The organism is Rhodococcus sp. MS13 (assembly GCF_013277835.1).
GTDB lineage: Bacteria > Actinomycetota > Actinomycetes > Mycobacteriales > Mycobacteriaceae > Rhodococcus_F > Rhodococcus_F erythropolis.
In genome coordinates, this window is the sequence record NZ_VBTL01000002.1 from 617,860 (window position 1) to 635,359 (window position 17,500).

General features: G+C 63.5%; 15 protein-coding genes. 6 read left to right on the plus strand and 9 right to left on the minus strand.

Annotation, left to right across the window (positions count from 1 at the left end; all coding sequences use genetic code 11):
• The first annotated feature begins 46 nt into the window (after positions 1 to 46).
• A complete protein-coding gene (locus tag FEZ59_RS05205; protein ID WP_172932330.1) occupies positions 47 to 2,329 on the plus strand; it encodes a VanW family protein in 2,283 nt (760 codons plus the stop codon).
• Positions 2,330 to 2,333: 4 nt separating this feature from the next.
• Here FEZ59_RS05205 and FEZ59_RS05210 read toward each other — a convergent pair whose 3' ends face one another.
• From FEZ59_RS05210 to FEZ59_RS05220, 3 genes are all read right to left on the minus strand, one after another.
• A complete protein-coding gene (locus FEZ59_RS05210) occupies positions 2,334 to 3,317 on the minus strand; it encodes an LLM class F420-dependent oxidoreductase (RefSeq protein WP_024487540.1) in 984 nt (327 codons plus the stop codon).
• Between the two features lie 85 nt (positions 3,318 to 3,402).
• A complete protein-coding gene (locus FEZ59_RS05215; RefSeq protein ID WP_021343067.1) occupies positions 3,403 to 3,891 on the minus strand; it encodes a hypothetical protein in 489 nt (162 codons plus the stop codon).
• Positions 3,888 to 4,133: a helix-turn-helix domain-containing protein gene (locus FEZ59_RS05220; protein ID WP_019747144.1), complete on the minus strand. Its 246-nt coding sequence runs from the start codon at positions 4,131 to 4,133 to the stop codon at positions 3,888 to 3,890. The genes FEZ59_RS05215 and FEZ59_RS05220 overlap by 4 nt, the downstream gene beginning before the upstream one ends.
• A 65-nt stretch (positions 4,134 to 4,198) precedes the next feature.
• On the opposite strand from FEZ59_RS05220, the gene FEZ59_RS05225 reads away from it, so the two are divergent.
• Entirely contained in the window at positions 4,199 to 4,777 is a 579-nt protein-coding gene (locus tag FEZ59_RS05225; protein WP_172932331.1) for a nucleotidyltransferase family protein, read from the plus strand.
• Here FEZ59_RS05225 and FEZ59_RS05230 read toward each other — a convergent pair.
• Both FEZ59_RS05230 and FEZ59_RS05235 read right to left on the minus strand, forming a co-directional pair.
• Positions 4,774 to 6,786, minus strand: coding sequence for a YhgE/Pip domain-containing protein (locus tag FEZ59_RS05230; RefSeq protein WP_019747146.1), 2,013 nt, complete (start codon positions 6,784 to 6,786; stop codon positions 4,774 to 4,776). The genes FEZ59_RS05225 and FEZ59_RS05230 overlap by 4 nt on opposite strands.
• 5 nt (positions 6,787 to 6,791) lie before the next feature.
• Entirely contained in the window at positions 6,792 to 7,514 is a 723-nt protein-coding gene (locus tag FEZ59_RS05235) for an ATP-binding cassette domain-containing protein (protein WP_019747147.1), read from the minus strand.
• Positions 7,515 to 7,693: 179 nt separating this feature from the next.
• Here FEZ59_RS05235 and FEZ59_RS05240 point away from each other — a divergent pair, with 179 nt between their 5' ends.
• Positions 7,694 to 8,323 (plus strand): hypothetical protein, encoded by a 630-nt coding sequence (locus FEZ59_RS05240; protein ID WP_244891399.1) that lies wholly within the window; start codon positions 7,694 to 7,696, stop codon positions 8,321 to 8,323.
• An 85-nt stretch (positions 8,324 to 8,408) separates the two neighbouring features.
• Here the strand turns inward: FEZ59_RS05240 and FEZ59_RS05245 are convergent, their stop codons facing one another.
• The 4 genes from FEZ59_RS05245 to FEZ59_RS05260 all read right to left on the minus strand — a co-directional run bounded on the left by FEZ59_RS05245 (position 8,409) and on the right by FEZ59_RS05260 (position 14,262).
• Entirely contained in the window at positions 8,409 to 10,244 is a 1,836-nt protein-coding gene (locus tag FEZ59_RS05245) for an acyl-CoA dehydrogenase (RefSeq protein WP_020906438.1), read from the minus strand.
• Between the two features lie 89 nt (positions 10,245 to 10,333).
• Positions 10,334 to 10,966 (minus strand): class I SAM-dependent methyltransferase, encoded by a 633-nt coding sequence (locus tag FEZ59_RS05250; protein WP_172932332.1) that lies wholly within the window; start codon positions 10,964 to 10,966, stop codon positions 10,334 to 10,336.
• A 21-nt stretch (positions 10,967 to 10,987) separates the two neighbouring features.
• Positions 10,988 to 13,480, minus strand: a complete 2,493-nt coding sequence (locus FEZ59_RS05255; RefSeq protein ID WP_172932333.1) for an FtsX-like permease family protein — start codon at positions 13,478 to 13,480, stop codon at positions 10,988 to 10,990.
• The gene (locus FEZ59_RS05260; RefSeq protein ID WP_019747152.1) at positions 13,480 to 14,262 is read right to left on the minus strand and encodes an ABC transporter ATP-binding protein; all 783 of its coding nucleotides are present in this window, start codon (positions 14,260 to 14,262) and stop codon (positions 13,480 to 13,482) included. Before FEZ59_RS05260 ends, FEZ59_RS05255 begins: the two co-directional genes overlap by 1 nt.
• A gap of 109 nt (positions 14,263 to 14,371) precedes the next feature.
• Here FEZ59_RS05260 and FEZ59_RS05265 point away from each other — a divergent pair, with 109 nt between their 5' ends.
• The 3 genes from FEZ59_RS05265 to FEZ59_RS05275 all read left to right on the plus strand — a co-directional run bounded on the left by FEZ59_RS05265 (position 14,372) and on the right by FEZ59_RS05275 (position 17,429).
• Positions 14,372 to 15,610, plus strand: a complete 1,239-nt coding sequence (locus FEZ59_RS05265; protein WP_346343217.1) for a sensor domain-containing protein — start codon at positions 14,372 to 14,374, stop codon at positions 15,608 to 15,610.
• Complete coding sequence (locus FEZ59_RS05270) at positions 15,598 to 16,239, plus strand: response regulator transcription factor (RefSeq protein WP_003945784.1); 642 nt, start codon at positions 15,598 to 15,600, stop codon at positions 16,237 to 16,239. The genes FEZ59_RS05265 and FEZ59_RS05270 overlap by 13 nt, the downstream gene beginning before the upstream one ends.
• A 161-nt stretch (positions 16,240 to 16,400) precedes the next feature.
• Positions 16,401 to 17,429, plus strand: a complete 1,029-nt coding sequence (locus FEZ59_RS05275; protein ID WP_003945837.1) for a beta-ketoacyl-ACP synthase III — start codon at positions 16,401 to 16,403, stop codon at positions 17,427 to 17,429.
• Positions 17,430 to 17,500 lie beyond the last annotated feature (71 nt).

The window sequence follows — 17,500 nt, forward strand, 5'->3', positions numbered from 1 at the left end:
GTCGGTGAGCGCCGCAGCGACGGTTGATGCAGCGAGGAGCCAACAGGTGAGTGACGAAGAGGGTCCGTCCGTCGAGAAGACGAACAGCGAGGACTCGTCCCTCCCGGAACAGGAACTCGAGTCGGTCGAGGAACCTCAGGCGGTCGAGGAACCTCAGGCGGTCGAAGAGGCCGAGTCGGTCGAGGAACCCAAGGCCACTGAGGACACCGAGGCGGTTGTCGAGGCTGAATCAGTAGAACCTGAACCAGCCGAAGCACCAAGGCCTGTCGACAAAGACGCAATCGATTCCACAGAAGCGACAGTCGGCGAAGCAGTAATCCAGCCGACCGACGTCGAGACAACATTCGACGAGCCGGCCATCGACGAATCGGCAAACGAGGTCACCACCGTCATCCCAGTCGTCCCAGCGGAGGGCGCACCGCCGACGGAAGTAGTCGACTCGGCTCCGGCGACAGAAACCATCGACGAGCAGACAGAGCAGTTCGAGCCCCCGGCAGTGGTGGTTCCCCCGAAGCCGCCGCGTCCCGAGTTCGTGCAGCAGTACGACACCCAGCAATTCGAACCCATCCAGCAGCAGTACGAGCCTGTTGTCCGCGAACCAGAGGCAGTTGCACCACCAGCACCGCAACAACAGCCAGAAGCGCCCGCTCCGGCTTCTTCCCGTAAGTGGGTCAAACCAGCGATAGCACTCGGCGCCATCTTTGCCGTCGCAGTGATTGCCTACGGAGTGGACATCTTCACGTCGTCGGGGAAGACACCACGCGGCACCCAGGTCGCCGGGGTGGACATCGGTGATCTCACGCCTGCCGACGCAGAGGCCACGCTGCGCGCCGAACTCGGCCCAAGGCTCGTCGAACCGGTAGCGGTACATGCCGGCGGCGTCGATGCCGAGATCGTTCCCGCATCTGCGGGTGTGGACGTCGACTGGTCGGCGACGCTCTCGGGCGTGAACGCTCAGCCGATCAACCCGATCACCCGCATCACGTCGTTCTTCGGCTCCCGCGAGGTGCCCGTGGTGTCGACGGTCGACCAGGGTGCGTTGGATGCCTCGATGTCGCAGCTTGCGGCGAACAGCGATCGTGCGCCCGTCGAAGGCGCAGTCGTGTTCGAGAGTGGGAAGGCGACGGGTGTTTCACCTGCCGCCGGGCAGGCTCTCGAAACGCAGCAGGCGGGCGCAACCTTCGCCGCGGAGTGGTCTGACGGTGGCGTCGTCGATCTTCCAGTCGACGAGGTGCCGGTGACGGTCACTCAGGCCGGTGTCGATCGCGCACTGCAGGAGATTGCCATTCCGGCTGCCTCGGGTGATGTCGTGGTCAACGGCCGTGACGGCAAGGTTGCGACGCTCGGCGTCGACCAGATCGGTGAGGTTCTGACCTTCACACCTGACGGCTCGGGTGGGCTGACTCCGCAGTACAACACGGATGCTGCGATCAAGATTCTGACTCCGCAGTTGGTATCGACTGAAGTACAACCCAAGGACGCGTCGTTCACCTTCGCCGGTGGTAAGCCGTCGGTTGTGCCGGGTGTTGTCGGTGATCTGATCAACTGGCCGGACACGGTCAAGGAACTTCCGGTTCTGCTGGGCAGCACGGCTTCTCGGGCAACGCCCGCCGTGTACGGACCGGTCCCGCCGGCGTTGACCACCGAAGCCGCGGATGCCCTCGGCATCAACGAGGTGATCGGCGAATTCACCACCGGTGGTTTCGAATACGCGTCTGGTGTGAATATCGGCCTGGCCGCATCGGAGATCGACGGGGCCGTGATCAAGCCAGGGGATACGTTCTCGCTCAACGAGTACACGGGTCCGCGCGGTGCGGCTCAGGGATACGTCGAGTCGGGGATCATCAACAATGGTCGCCCGGACAAGGCTGTCGGCGGCGGTATCAGCCAGCTCGCGACGACGCTCTACAACGCGACGTATTTCGCAGGCATGGACGACGTCGCGCACACCGAGCACAGTTACTACATCTCGCGGTACCCCGAGGCGCGTGAGGCGACCATCTTCGATGGAGCGATCGACTTGCAGTTCCGTAATCCGGCGAAGACCGGCGTGATGATCGAGACGATTGCGACGTCGTCGAACATCACCGTTCGGATCTGGGGAACCAAAACCGTCGATGTCGCTTCGACGACCGGCCCGCGTACGTCGCCGACGTCGCCGAACACCGTGACGTTGCCGGAGGGGCCTGGTTGTGTGGCTTCGAGCGGTGCGCCCGGATTCACGGTCAGCGACACCCGCGTGATCACCGACCACGCGAGTGGCGCCGAGATTTCCTCGAACACCCGGACCGTCAAGTACGACCCGGTGCCGATCGTGAAGTGCGAGTAGGGAACTACTTGCCGACGAGTGGGCCGAGGGTGCGGCCCGCGAGGTCGACGATGCCTGGCTCTTCGCCGTTGGTGATCAGGTTGATCACGACGCCGTCGATGCCGTGGTCGAGGATGCGCGTCTGAACCTGCTCGGCGACGTCGTCCGGGCTGCCGACGAAATGGCGTTCGGTGGCCTTGGCGACCACGTCTTCCGGCGCCGTGGTGATGTCGAGGCCACGCTCCGCGAGAAACGTTCGCTGATGCGCGCGAGCCTTGTCGCCGTCCTCGTCGATCATCATGAACGTGAGGAAGCTGGTCTCGAGGGTTGCGGGATCGCGACCGGCTTCGTCGCAGCGTGCCGCAAGTGCTTCCATCTTGCGCGGCAGTTCCGAGGGGTCGCAGATGATGTTGAGGTGATCCGCGAAGCGAGCGGCGAGGCCGAACGTCTTCTTCTCACCGCCACCGCCGAGCAGGATCGGCAGGTCGTCGCGGACTCGAGGCTCGTTGATGGCGTCCTTGACGTGGTACCACTTGCCGTCGAAGGTGGGGCGCTCACCGCGGAGCATCGGCGCGATGATCTGCAGTGCTTCGTCGAGCTTCTGGAAGCGCTCGGTGAACGTTCCGAACTCGTATCCGAACGAATTGTGTTCGAGCTCGAACCAACCGGCGCCGATTCCCAGGATGGCCCGACCGCCGCTCACCACGTCGAGGGTGGTGACGGTCTTGGCGAGCATGGGCGGATTGCGGTAGGTGTTTCCCGTGACCAGTGCAGACAACTGGATGGTCTCGGTGGCCGTCGCCAGCGCGGAGAGCGCGGAGTAGGCCTCGAGCATCGGGGCGTCCGGCGCTCCGATTCCGGGGAGTTGGTAGAAGTGATCCATCACGAATGCAGTGTCGAAGCCTGCGGCTTCGGCTTCGCGGGCCTGCGCTATGACGGTGGGGAAGAGGTCCTTGACCGGACCGCCGTAGCTGAAGTTGGGCATCTGGTATCCGAGGCGAGTGCTCACCGTTTCGACGTTACTCGCGATCGGAGGACCCGGCACGATTTTACCAACTCTATGGATTCCGTTGTGCTGGGCAGACTTCCGGAATTCAGAGAAGTTCTTCGGCCGCTTCGCGTCGCTTGGCGCGCTGCTGGTGGCGCTTTACGCCCAGGACGGCGGCTGTGACGCCGACGAGTGCACCGACTCCAGCGCCGGCCCAAGTCGAGATTCCGTCGCCCGGTCGAGCTACGAGTTGGGCGACGACGCCGATCAATGCGATCAGATAGACGGACCCAGCCATGAGTACTCGGGGCGGCAGACCCTTCATGCTTGTGTAGGCGTCGACGTCGTGAGCCTGCGCATACCGCAGCACCACCATCGAGCAGATAAACCATCCGATGATCAGTCCCACTGAAATCCATGCGCCGGTGCGTCCGGCAACCCACGGCAGAATTGCCGCTGCGATCAACGTGATCCAATAGGCGAATTGGAATCCCACCGCCGAGGCTTCGTTCCAGACGTCGCGCTGCCGCTCGTCCTTGTAGAAGTCGTCGTCCAGATCTCCGACGAACCGCATTGCCTTCATCATGGTGCTCATGCCGTCTCCTCTGGAATTTCTGCGGTGAGTGCCGATTCGGGTAAGGGGAAGAGCGCTTCGACGGTGGTCCCCAGTGCCAGTGCCAGGCGAAGTGCCAGGTAGACACTCGGTGCGTAGTCGCCGCGTTCGACGGAGACGATGCTCTGTCTGCTCACCTGACCTGCCGTGGCCAGTTGCGCCTGGGTGAGGCCGGCGAGGCGTCGGTGCTCCCGCACGTTGTTGTCGCCGGCCTTTCCAGTCATGGGAAAAGTAAAGAATACTTGTCACATGATGTCAAGTTTACTTGTCATATGAGAGGCTGACGAGCATGCGTGAACGATTTCTCGAGATCTCCCTGGCCAATCCAGTGGTCGCAACGATCGTGGATCGGGCGCCGAAGCTGGGATTGTCGGAGTGGTACCTGACGGCGGGTGGGCTCTTCCAAACCGTCTGGAATCACATCGACGGCCGTGACCTCGGCGCCGGAATCAAGGACTACGACCTCTTCTATTTCGACGCCGGCGATCTGAGCTACGACGCGGAGGACCGTGTGATTCGTTCGGCGGCAGAACTGTTCGCCGATGTGGATGCCGATGTCGAAGTACGCAACGAAGCCCGCGTGCACCTGTGGTACGAGCAGCATTTCGGGATTCCCGGCGTTCCGTTCACCAGTTGCCGCGACGCTATCGACCACTTCGCTTCCACAACTTGCTGTTTCGGGATCACCAAGGCCGCGGGCGGCACTGTGGACGTGTATGCCCCGCATGGATACGACGATCTTTTCGACATGATCGTCCGCCCCAACCCGGTGCTGGCGCCGAGAGAGGTTTACGAGGCCAAGGCGGCACGGTGGCGCAGGGAATGGCCTGCGCTGACCGTGGAGCCTTGGCCGGAGACCCTGACCTAGACTTCGATCGGCGGATGCAGCCTGTCCATGGTCCATTGCCGATTTCGGCGTGCAGCAAGTGAACTGGCCCCGAGTGAGGCGACGAGAAGGCCGCCGAGGACGGCGATCGAGACCCACAGTCTCGAGTCGATACCGCCGACGGTGAGTTGTCGTAGCCCGTTCACCGCGTAGGTCATCGGGTCGAAGGGGTGGATGATCTGGAACGGTTTCGCGGTGGTTTCGACGGGATAGATGCCGCCGGCCGAAACCAGTTGCAGCATCAGGAACGCCAGGGTGATGACGCGTCCGACGGATACTCCGAAGATGGCGTTGAATGCCTGGATCAACGCCATATACGTGGCAGTGATGAGCATCAGGAATCCGACGGTGCCGAGGGCGTGTGTGGGGTGCAGGCCGACGGCGAAGTGCACGACCAGGTACATCACGATCACCTGGCAGATGCCGATGAGCAATGCCGGCCAGTACGAGGCGAGGACCACTCGCAGCGCGCCGAGTCCGTTTGCGATGGGCCGGTTCTGGAGCGGCTTGAGCAGCATCCAGGTGATGATGCCGCCCACGAACAGCGCGAGGGGCAGGAAGAACGGAGCAAAACCGGTACCGAAGGTGCTTGCCCGGTTCTCGTAGGTCTCCTGTAGTTCGACCGGGCTGGAGAGGGTTTGAGCGGTTGCGGTTCGCTGCTGATCGGTCCAACTGGGAATCTGACCGGCGCCCTCGGTGAGTTTGGTCGCGAGTTCGGCAGACCCGGCACGGAGTTGCTCGGTGCCGTCGGCGAGTTTGGCTGCACCATCGGAGAGCTGGACGCTGCCGTCGGTGAGTTGAACCAGTCCACTGCTGAGGGTTTGCGCGCCGTCGTTGACTTGCTGACCGCCGTCACGCAGCTGCACCAGGCCGTTGCGGAGTTCACCGCCGCCGTTGGCCGCGGCATTCAGCCCGGCTCGGAAGGTGCTCGACGGATCGTCGAGTTGGTAAGCGAGTTGTTGTGCACCGCTCTTGAGTTCGCCCAGTTGGCCCATGGTCGCTTCACCGAAACCCTGAGTGCGCAGCATGTCCTGGGCAGGCGCGAGGGCATTGGCGATCTGTTGGCTGACAGGATCCGGGTTCAGCCGAAGGCTGGCCACCGCCTGCCCGACCAGTTGTGCAACGTCTGCCTGTGTGTTCCCGAGGACGCTCAGTTGGTCGACGACCTGGGTGACGCCACCACTGAGTTGGCTTGCGCCGTCGCCCAGTTGGACGGCTCCGAGATCGAGTTGCCCCAAACCGTCGGTCAGTGCGAGGACACCGTCCGTGGCGGTATTGATACCGGTCGAGAGTTGCGCTGTACCGCCGGCAAGAGTGGCTGCACCGTCACGTGCGGTAACCATGTTGTCTGCCAGAGTTTTCGAACCCGACGCCAATTCGCCGGCTCCGGCGTTGGCAGTGTTCACTCCGGCCGAGAGCTGGAGTGCTCCGTCGGCGGCCTGCTTCAAACCTGCACCCGCATCGGTCAATCCGACCAGAACCGTCTCGACGGACTGCGCGCCGATCTTGTCGCTGACTTGACTGAGAACCTGCTGGGCGGCATTTTGGCCGATGATGGTGCCGAGGTAGTTGTTGACGTCGTTGAAGGTGAACTGCAACTGAGCTTTGTGGGGGTCCTTGGACGTCGGGGAGGCAACGGCCTCGCTGAAATTCTCGGGCAGAGTGAGAGAGAAGTAGTACGTCCCGTCCGAGACTCCCTGTTCGGCTTCCTGCTGTGAGACCAGGTGGAGATCGAGCTCACCGGAATCGAGAAGTGCTTGGCTTACTTCGTCGCCAGCCTTGAGCTCTTGACCCTGCACCATTGCACCGCGGTCGGTGTTGACCAGTGCGACGGGGACCTTGTTGACCTCACCGAACGGATTCCAGAAGGCCCACAGGTACATTGCGCCGTACAGCAGTGGCATCAAGATGATGGTGACGAGTGCGATCCTGGGCATCGCGCCGCGGGAGAACCGCTTGAGTTCGGTTCCGAGAGACATTCCAGCGAGCATCGCGGTTACCTCGCCCCTTCTTGGTCGGGATTGGTGACTTCTTGGAGCAGGGCGACGGCATCGATGGGTGATCCGTCGGGCAGCGGGTTGACGGTCGACGCGATGATGGTCTGGTAGCTCCCCATCTCGACGAGTCGCTCGACGAGGTACGCGCGTTCGGAGTCGCGCCGCACCTGTTCGAGATCGTCGACGACGAGCAGGGCCGGCTTCTTCGTGTTCGCGACGGCGATACGCAGCAGGGTCGCCTCGAGTTCCCCGAGATCGCTGACGTACCGGCCGAGCGCAGGTAAGGGATGATCGCCGAAGACGGGAGCGCACACCGCTTCGAGTTCGCGGTCTCCGGCACGTCCGATGAGCTTGTACCAGGGCGCATCCCAGCGAATTTGTTCGGTGATCAGATCTCGGACGGTGACGGACTCGGCAAGCTCGTCGATGTCCTCGAACCCGGCGACCCCGGCGATCTCGAAGATCTCTCGGGGACGCGTTCGACCGAAGACGGACAGTGATCCGGAACTGGCTTTCATTCGTCCGCTGAGTGTCAGAAGTAAGGACGTACGTCCTGAACCGGCGGAGCCTTCGAGGATGGTCACACCGCCCGCACGAATCTCGAGATTGACGGGTCCGAACACCGGCCCCCATGGGCCGTCGAGCGCCAAGTCCGTGGCGGTCAATGCCAGTTCAGGGGCGTAATCGAGTTGTGCGTGCTCTGGTGCGACCACGATGATCACCTGTCTGTTGATCTACTCGGCCTTCGAAAGAACCGAGTGCTGGTTCAGTGGACGTTCGTGCTCACCCAATCACATCGGTAGCGGGTGAGCGGTCCCACGAATGGGATGTGTCGGACACGATCGGTAACTTGAAGACCGAACGGTATGTATTCTGTTGGAAACGGACAGGGGGTGTCGAAGTGCCGGTTCGTAGACGCGGTATGTGCGCGGTACTGGTCATGGCCACCCTGTCGGTTGTCTCCTGTGCCGGTGAGCGCGAGTCGCCCCCGTTCGTGTCGAGCGAGAGGCTTTTCGAGTTCACCGGGCGCAATGTCGGACCCGTGACCGTTCCGCCCTTGCCTTCCGATCGGCACGAGTCCGAAGCAGCGCCATACGGAGCCATCACCCTGTCCGGTGGGTGGAGCGGCGCAGCCAATGTCTCGCTGCCCGGATCCGTCACGTGTTTCGAGCACAACTGGGCGGATTCGCTGCCCGCCGGTCACCGCCAGTGGGCCTACGAGGTGCACACGAGTTCCTTCTACGAGTACGACGGCGGCGGCGAATATCCGGGGCGTGATTTCCAGTTGCAGGTCTACGTGAACGAAAACCCGGAACCAGGTCAGTCCGGGGCGACGATGATGTTCTCGGATCAGAGCGGACAGTTCGTGTCCTTCGGCGGCGGCGTCGACAATTCCATCGAAATAGTCAGTTCTCCGGACCGCAGGCGCGTGGCGCTTTCCCTGGTAGGAACGGCGGCACGGCCCGGCGAACAACCGACGACGTCCGTACTGTCCGCACAGATCAGTTGCCCGACCGTCGAGCGCAGATGACCACAGATTGCCTTGACTGCCGAGCATGAAAATGCCGGTCCCGAAACATTCTCGGGACCGGCACTTTTCATGAATCAGGAACGAATCAGAATGCTGCTTCGTCGATCTCCATGATGTCGTTCTCGGTGTTCGCGATGATCTCGCGTGAAGCGGTGAGCTCGGGCAGGACGTTCTTGGTGAAGAAGGACGCGATGGCGACCTTGCCCTCGTAGAAGCCCTTGTCCTTGTCGGAAGCGCCGTTGTCGAGTGCTGCGAGAGCGATCTCGGACTGGCGGAGGAGCTGCCAGCCGATGAGCAGGTCGCCGACGGACATCAGGAAGCGGACGGAGCCGAGGCCGACCTTGTACAGCTCGGTGGGCTGCTCCTGAGCTCCCATGAGGAAGCCGGTGAGCGTGGCAGCCATGGCCTGGACGTCTTCGAGTGCGGTGGCGAGCAGTGCGCGCTCCGCCTTCAGGCGACCGTTGCCGGCTTCGCTGTCGATGAAGGTCTTGATCTGTCCGGCAACGTGAGCGAGGGCGACGCCGCGGTCACGAGCGATCTTGCGGAAGAAGAAGTCCTGAGCCTGGATGGCCGTGGTGCCTTCGTACAGCGAGTCGATCTTGGAGTCGCGGATGTACTGCTCGATCGGGTAGTCCTGCAGGAAGCCGGAGCCACCGAGGGTCTGCAGGCTGTCCGTCAGGTACTGGTACGCACGCTCGGAGCCGACGCCCTTGACGATCGGGAGCAGCAGGTCGTTGACGCGGAACGCGGTGTCCTTGTCTGCGCCCGAGACGAGCTGGGCGACAACCTCGTCCTGGTGTGCTGCGGTGTAGAGGTACACCGCGCGCAGGCCTTCGGCGTATGCCTTCTGCATTGCCAGGCTGCGACGCACGTCGGGGTGGTGCGTGATGGTCACGCGCGGTGCTGCCTTGTTGGTCATCTGGGTCAGGTCAGCACCCTGAACGCGCTGCTTGGCGTAATCGAGAGCGTTGAGGTAACCGGTGGAGAGGGTGGCGATTGCCTTGGTGCCGACCATCATTCGAGCGTGCTCGATGACGTCGAACATCTGGGCGATGCCGTTGTGGACCTCGCCGACCAGCCAGCCCTGTGCGGGGATGCCGTGGCCACCGAAGGTGACCTCACATGTGGCGGAGACCTTCAGGCCCATCTTGTGTTCGACGTTGGTGACGAAGACGCCGTTGCGCTCGCCGAACTCTTCGGTCTCGAAGTTGAAGTGCGTCTTCGGGACGAAGAACAGGCTCAGGCCCTTGGTGCCGGGTCCGGCGCCTTCGGGGCGAGCGAGAACGAGGTGGAAGATGTTCTCGAACAGGTCGTCCGAGTCGGCCGAGGTGATGAAGCGCTTGACGCCCTCGATGTGCCAGGAGCCGTCGTCCTGCTTGATCGCCTTGGTGCGTCCGGCACCGACGTCGGAGCCGGCGTCGGGCTCGGTGAGGACCATCGTGGCGCCCCATCCGCGTTCGACGATGGTGGCTGCCCACTTCTTCTGCTCTTCGGTGCCGTTGTTGAACAGCACGTCCGCGAAAGCGGGTCCAGCCTGGTACATGTGCGCTGCAGGCTGTGCGCCCAGGATCAGCTCACCGATGGCCCACACGACGGAGCGGGGAACCGGCACGCCGCCGACCTCTTCGCTCAGTCCCATGCGGTACCACTCGGCATCCCACAGAGCCTTGAACGACTTCTTGAAGGATTCCGGAAGTGCAACGGTGTGCGTCTCGGGATCGAAGACAGGGGGGTTGCGGTCCGCGTCGGCGAAAGATTCGCCAAGCGGTCCCTCGGCCAGGCGTGCGACCTCTGCCAGCATGTTGCGGACAGTGTCGGCATCCAGGTCGCCCCAAGCGCCTTCGCTCAGTGGCTTCTCCAGTCCGAGAACCTCGAAGAGGTTGAACTCCAGGTCCCGAACGTTGCTCTTGTAATGGCCCATGTCTTCTGCTTCTCCCAGTGAGGTGGTGCGGTCCAGCACTCCTAGTACCGCCCGAAGTTTATTACTCGTCGGTAACTTAATACATGTTACTAGCCGTTCTTTGCATTGCCAACACCGGATTTGCGTCCGATGACAAGCGCGTCGACCGCGATCCCCGTTTCGGTGTGTCTGTGCGGATTTCCGGCGATCTCGAACTCGAGCCTTCCTTGGAACTCCTGCATCAATTCTTCTGGTGTGTAAAGGATTTCGGGATCTTTCGGTCCACCGACGCCGTAGTCGATGTTGCTTCGGTCGTGACCCAAAATCATGAGGATTCCATCAGGTTTCAGAGAATTTATGGCACGGTTCACAACCAGGGTGCGTTGTGGTGCGGGCAGATGAAGGTAAAGAAGCAGGGCCAAGTCGTATCCCTGCCCGTTCCTGGAGGAGTAATCCGCGACGGTGACGTCGCCGCATCGGTAGTCGAGCCGGTCGAGAACCGATCGGGGCGAGCGGGCCGCGATCGTGCGGGCTTTCTCGATCGCGACGGCCGAGTAGTCGATGCCGGTGACCTCCCAACCGCGGGTCGCGAGCCACAACGCGTTACGGCCCTCGCCACACGCCAGGTCCAGTGCCTGGCCGTGGGGGAGGGCCGTCGCGTATTCCACCAGCAGTTCGTTGGGAGGAGCGCCCCAGACGAGCTCGGTTTCTTCGTACTTCTTGTCCCAGGCCGCCGCATCCATAGATGACGACGGTAGTGCCACTCAGTGGTTACGCACTCCGTCCATCGGGTTCTTGCGTAGGGCGGCGCGCGTCGGGATCGCGATGGAGACAAATCCCAGAACAGCGGTCACCGCGACGATGGAACCGTAGATCGCCGGTGAAATCGCCGGGATCGGCTGCCCGGACACCGCTACGGCGATACCCATCAGAGGCGGCAGGGCGATCAGCGATCCGACCACGACGGCGATTCCCACCACCATCAACGACTCGATGCGCATCATCGCTCGGACCTGCCTCGTCCGCGAGCCCACCAGTTGAAGGAGCGCGAACTCGCGGGAACGCTCGGCAGTGGCGGCGACCAGGGTGTTCACGACGGCGACTGCGAGATAGCCGAGCAGGACGAGTACGGCGAGGATGCTGACCCAGGACTGCATACGACGCTGATCTTCGCCCGCGGCCCCGAACTGGTCCTGGTTCATCGCGGCGATCGAGGGGAACGAGCGCAACGACTGCTGGACTTCGGCCGACCGTCCGGGTTCGGCAGCAATCAGAACGGTGTCGATCAGAGCGTCGGTGGAGTGCTGACGCAAAGTCTCGATCGGCATGGTCACGTCCCCGAATCCGAGGCCGCGACCATATTTTGCGACGACCATCGGATGCACCAGTGTGCCGTCCCCTAGATAGAGGTCGACGCGCTGACCTACCTTGGCTCCGAGTGTGAAGGCGCCGTCTTCGCTCACGGCAACGGTATCGCCGGTCAGAGCGCTCAGGTCGCCCTCGGTCACCGCGAGATCGAGGGTCGCGTCGGCGCCGGCGGCGTCGATGCCCTGGGCAGCGATCGCGCTGTCGGCTGAGCCGCCTTCCTCACCGCTGGGTACCGGCAGGACTTGACTGCGGACCACCGGGTTTGCCGCACTCACTCCGGGCGCCGATGCGATCGAGTCGAGGAGCGAGGGAGCGATACCGGCCGGCGCGCCGACGATCAGGTCGGCGGTGACGCCCTTGATCGACTGGTTGGTCGCCTCGGCGGCGACGGTGCTCTGGCTGAAGAACTGCACCGAGCCCAGTGCGATTGCGAGAGCCAATGGAACAACCGCCGACGAGAGCCGTCTCGAATTGGATTCGGCGTTGGCGGCAGCGAGAACTTTGGACGCCGACCCACTACGGCGCAGTGGACCGCCGATCATCTTGATGATGCCGCGCACCAACAAGGGGCCGAGCAGCGCGACCGAGAAGATCAACAACAGTGCACTCGAACCGGCTCCAGCGGCTGCCACGCTGCCGGGCAGGAAAGCGGGGAGCACGCACGCGCTGAGGCCGGCGGCGCCGAAGATCAGCCCGGTGACGATGCGTCCGCGGCTCAGTTTCGCCGGGCCGCTTTCGGATTCGCGAAGCGCTTCGACGGGGTCGAGCTTCGCCGGTCGTCGTGCCGCGATCGCCGCTGCCGCGCGGGCAGTGAGTACGCAGATCAGGAATGCCGCGATCGCCGGAAGCGGGCTGTAGGCCAGCGCGAAATCGGTGGGCATGACCCCGGCGTCGGCAAACTGTGCACCCAGGAATCGGGCGAGTAGGAATCCGGGCACCGCGCCGAGCGCAGCCGCAGCCGCCGCGACGAGCAGCACTTCACGCCCGATCATGACGTGGACTTGTCGCGTGGTGGCCCCGATTGCCCGCAGCAGAGCGAACTCTCGGCGTCTGGCGTTGATCGAGAGCGACAGCGTGCTGGAAACGACGAACATACTGACCATCAACGCGAGACCGGCAAACGACGCGCAGAGCACGATCAACTGGGTCCGCGCAGCACCGGCGTCGAGGAATTCGATGCCTCCGCGCGCAGTGCCGGTCGTGACCTCCGCGCCGGTTCCGGCGAGTGCATCGCGGGCGAGAGCGGCAGCATCCACGCCTTCGGGAGCGATCAATCCGACTGCGGTGACAGCGTTCTGGTGCGGCCACAACCGTTCGGCCTCTGCGTCGTCGAGGAAGACGAGTGCCGGACGGTCGGGTGACGGCACCGAAGCCGAATCAGCTGTGCCGACGACGGTGTACTCGTCGGCTATCGCGCCGTGAGCCAGCGTGATTTGCTCGCCGAGAGCGGCGCCCGTAGTCGAGACCACCTCGTCTCGGCTCTGCGGAGCGCGCCCCTCGGTGAGCGAGTACGGCGCCAGTTGTGCTGTGTTCCAAGGATGTGCGTCGAGTACGACGCCCTCGGCGGTGCTGACGGGGACGGAGATGTCGGGAATCACCGTGACATCGAGGGCATCGAGGGCATCGAGCTTGCGGACCGTATCGCCGTCGAGGAGAACTCGCTCGGCAAAAGGCTGATCGGCGTCTTCCTTGACCTCGAGCGCCTGTGGTGCACTCACGACGGCGTCGGCACCGGCGTAGAGATGTGGTGAGACTCCGCCTCGCACTCCCGATTCCAGCAGCACACCCAGACCGCAGGTGAGGAGCGCTGCGCAGAATACGGAGACGAACACGGCGACGAAACCGGAGCGATGCGCTTTCAGGTGCGCAAAGGTGTGCGCTTTCATCATCACCAGTCCCCGAGGTGTGTCATGCGCTCGGCAATCTGCTGCGGCGTCGGGCGGTCGATGTGCCCGACCAGTTTCCCGTCGGCGAGGAACAGCACACGATCGGCGTACGACGCGGCCACCGGGTCGTGCGTGACCATGACGATGGTCTGATCGAACTCGGCGGCTGTCCGGCGCAACAACTCCAGAACCTGCTTGGCGCTGCGGGAGTCGAGGGCGCCGGTCGGCTCGTCGGCAAAGAGTGCGTCGGGGTGAGTGACGAGTGCGCGCGCGATGGCGACGCGTTGCTGCTGACCGCCGGACAGTTCGGAGGGTTTGCGCTTGCGGTGCGATCCGAGTCCGACGGATTCGAGGACGAAGGTCAGGTACTGCTTGTCGGCTCGTCGTCCGGCGAGTAGTAGGGGGAGCGTGACGTTCTGCTCGACGTCGAGAGCGCCGAGCAGGTTGTATGCCTGGAAGACGAAACCGATGTGATCGCGACGGAAGATGCTGCGGGCCTTCGGCTTCAGCTGTGAGATCTCGGTGTCGCCCAGCCACACCGATCCGCTGCTCGGTCGATCGAGCCCTGCGGCGCAGTGCAGGAAAGTGCTCTTGCCCGATCCGGACGGGCCCATCACGGCGGTGAAGGTGCTGCGCGGCAAGGTGAGGCTGATGTTGTCGAGGGCGGTCACGGCGCCGCGGCCGTTGCCGTAGATCTTGCTGACGCCTTCGAGTCGCACGGCGGATGTTCGGGCGGCCGTGGCACCAGGGGCCGGCGGGGCGAGGACCGAGTGTCGATTCTTCATGGGAAGAACGCTATGGAGATTCGGCATTCGTCGACATCCAGCAGGGTCCCGAATCAATGGTGTAGCCAGCTGTAGTGGATCGCGGCATCAGGTGCGGCATGCTGGGGCAGTGAAGAAGAGAACCAGGGCTGCGGTGTACGTGCTCGTCGAGGGTGCGGCAGCCGTGGTCTCCCTGTTCTTGCTGATGGTCGGTCTCATTCTGCTGTCGCTCTCGATTCTGATCGTCGGCTGGTTGCTGTTGCCGTCGTACGTGCGGGTGCTCCGGTGGTGGGCGGGTCTGGCCCGCAAGAGAACGGCTGCGTACACCGGACGCCCTGTTCTGCAGCGATACCCGCCGATGCCCGGCAATCCGACCTTCGGGGATTGGCGCCGGTTCCTCACCGATCAGTCGACGAGGCGCGACGCGGCCTGGTTGTCGATTCATGGTCTGGGGGCTTTCGTCGCAGCGATGCTGACCATTGCTCTGCCACTCGGTGCACTCAATTCGATTGCCGTCCCGCTGTACTGGCAGCAGATGCCCGCCGGTGAACCCGTCAACAATCCGTACCCCGTGACGTCGTGGTTGGGCGCTGCCGGAATGCCGTTGATCGGCATCCTGTACCTTCTGATCGCGTGGTGGTTGACCCCCGCGATGGCGAAGTGGATCAGCTGGTCGACCACGACTTTGCTTGCGCCGGACACGCGTTCGGACCTCTCGAAGCGCGTCACCGCCCTGACGGCCAGCCGCGCTGCGGCGCTCGACGCACATTCGGCCGAACTCAAGCGCATCGAGCGGGATCTGCACGACGGCGCGCAGAACCGTCTGGTCGCGGTGGTGATGATGTTGGGGATGGCCGAGCGGTCGTTGCAGAACAATCCGGACCAGGCTCTGCCACAACTGCATCGGGCCCAGGATGCGGCCACCGAGGCGTTGAGCGAACTCCGGACGTTGGTGCACGACATCTACCCGCCGATCCTCGACGAGTTGGGTCTGGAGGGCGCGATCTCCGCGCTCGCCGGGCGCTCCGCCGTGCCCTGCGTACTCGAGATCGAAGAACTCCGCCGTGCCCCGGCTGCCGTCGAGGCCGCTGCCTACTTCGTCGTCGCCGAGGCCTTGACCAACGTCGCAAAACACAGCGGAGCGCGCAGCGTCACCGTCACGGCACGGACGGAGGCGTCTGCCGACTCGTTGGGTGAGACGATGCTCATCGACGTGATCGACGACGGTCAGGGCGGCGCGAACGAACGTCCGGGCGGCGGCGTGGCGGGTATCCGACGCCGGGTCGAGGCTTTCGAAGGAACCGCAGTATTGGAGAGCCCGGAGGGTGGACCGACAACGATGAGGGTGGAACTACCGTGCGGATTCTGATTGCCGAGGACGACGCTCTCCTGCGAGAGGGGCTGGCACTGCTGCTCCGCGGAGAGGGCTTCGAGGTGTCTGCCGTCTCCGACGCCGCACAGTTCCTCACGGTGTTCGAGGAGACCGCCCCCGACGCCGCGGTGCTCGACGTCCGGATGCCTCCTACTTTCACCAACGAGGGGCTTCGAGCGGCGATCGAGGTGCGCAAGCTTCGCCCGGGCTTTCCCGTCCTGGTCCTTTCCGCGTACGTCGAGGATCGCTACGCCGGTGAATTGTTGGCAGGAGGCGCCGGCGGGGTCGGGTACCTGCTCAAGGAACGGGTCGGCAAGGTAGCCGAGTTCGTCGACGCATTGAACCGGGTCGTCGACGGCGGAACCGTGATGGATCCCGAGGTCGTATCCCAACTGATGAGCCGTCGACGCGCCGACGATCCGATCAGATCACTGACCCCACGCGAGTCCGAGGTTCTCGGACTGATGGCGGAGGGGCTGGGAAATCAGGAAATCGCCAGGAAACTGGTCGTCAGCGACACTGCTGTGAGCAAGCACATAGGAAATATCTTCGCAAAACTCGGCCTGTCGGCTTCCGAAAGCGGGCATCGTCGTGTTTTGGCAGTTCTAGCTCATTTACGCGCCTGATCGTGGATCTGGACTACATACCTGACCGAAGCGTAATGTGAGCCAGCCTCATGTTGTTGCCGTGATCGAACGGTGACCTGAGAGGCAGGGGCTTATGTCCTGTACGTAACGTGTGATGTCGAATGCGCGTCATCACCAGAAACCAACGAGGAGATCGATCAATGGGTAAGCCGATTGCCAGTGTGGCCGGAGGTCGGCAGTCCGTCCTTCTCGGGCTCGGCGTTCACCGCCCGGAGCGAGTCGTGACCAACGACGAGATCTGCGAGCTGATCGATTCCACCGACGAGTGGATCCAGACGCGATCGGGTATCAAGTCGCGCCGGTTCTCCGGCGAGGGTGAAGGCATCCTCGCGATGTCGATCAGCGCGGCCCGTAAAGCACTGGACGTCAGCGGCATTGCTCCCGAGCAGATCGGCGCCGTGATCATCGCGACGTCGACGTGGGACCTGCAGACTCCTCAGGCTGCGTCCATCGTCGCCCACGAGCTCGGCATCAAGGGTCCGGCTGCATTCGACGTCGCGGCAGGCTGCGCCGGTTTCTGTACCGCCCTTGCCGTGGCCAGCGACCTCGTTCGCGGCGGCACGGTTGATCACGTACTCGTCGTCGGCGTCGAGTTGATGAGCGAGGCCACCGAGCCCACCGATCGCAGCGTTCGCTTCATCTTCGGTGACGGCGCAGGCGCAGTTGTCGTCGGCCCGAGCGATACCGTCGGAATCGGCCCGGTCGAGTGGGGTTCGGACGGCAGCCAGTCCGACGCCATCGTTCAGGAGCCGAGCTGGCTCGACTACACCAAGAACCCGACCGGACCTCGGCCGTGGATCAAGATGGCCGGTACCGCGGTGTTCCGCTGGGCTGCCTTCGAGATGGGCAAGGTCGCCACTCGCACCCTGGAGAAGTCGGGGCTGGGTATCGAGGACATCGACGCTTTTGTGCCGCACCAGGCAAACCAGCGCATCAACGAGGTCATCGCTCGCAGCATGAAGCTGCCCGAGGGCTTCCCCGTCTCCAACGACATCGCCGAGACGGGCAACACGTCCGCGGCCTCGATCCCGCTCGCCATGGAGCAGATGCTGCGCGACGGCCAGTGCAAGCCGGGCGACAAGGCATTGCTTCTCGCCTTCGGTGCGGGTCTGTCCTTCGCCGGCCAGGTTGTCGTCATGCCGCCGTTGGCTGGAGCGGAATCAGCCTGATCTTCTCTCGTGACGAGCGCCTCGAACCCCACGGTTCGGGGCGCTCTTCCGTTTCCGTCCAGATCGTCGTA

Excerpts from the sequence above, each read along its gene's own strand:
- FEZ59_RS05215 (WP_021343067.1), bottom strand. The coding sequence starts at position 3,891 with ATGAGCACCATGATGAAGGCAATGCGGTTCGTCGGAGATCTGGACGAC.
- FEZ59_RS05220 (WP_019747144.1), bottom strand. The coding sequence starts at position 4,133 with ATGACTGGAAAGGCCGGCGACAACAACGTGCGGGAGCACCGACGCCTC.
- FEZ59_RS05225 (WP_172932331.1), top strand. The coding sequence starts at position 4,199 with ATGCGTGAACGATTTCTCGAGATCTCCCTGGCCAATCCAGTGGTCGCA.
- FEZ59_RS05230 (WP_019747146.1), bottom strand. The coding sequence starts at position 6,786 with ATGCTCGCTGGAATGTCTCTCGGAACCGAACTCAAGCGGTTCTCCCGC.
- FEZ59_RS05245 (WP_020906438.1), bottom strand. The coding sequence starts at position 10,244 with ATGGGCCATTACAAGAGCAACGTTCGGGACCTGGAGTTCAACCTCTTC.
- FEZ59_RS05250 (WP_172932332.1), bottom strand. The coding sequence starts at position 10,966 with ATGGATGCGGCGGCCTGGGACAAGAAGTACGAAGAAACCGAGCTCGTC.
- FEZ59_RS05255 (WP_172932333.1), bottom strand. The coding sequence starts at position 13,480 with ATGATGAAAGCGCACACCTTTGCGCACCTGAAAGCGCATCGCTCCGGT.
- FEZ59_RS05260 (WP_019747152.1), bottom strand. The coding sequence starts at position 14,262 with ATGAAGAATCGACACTCGGTCCTCGCCCCGCCGGCCCCTGGTGCCACG.
- FEZ59_RS05275 (WP_003945837.1), top strand. The coding sequence starts at position 16,401 with ATGGGTAAGCCGATTGCCAGTGTGGCCGGAGGTCGGCAGTCCGTCCTT.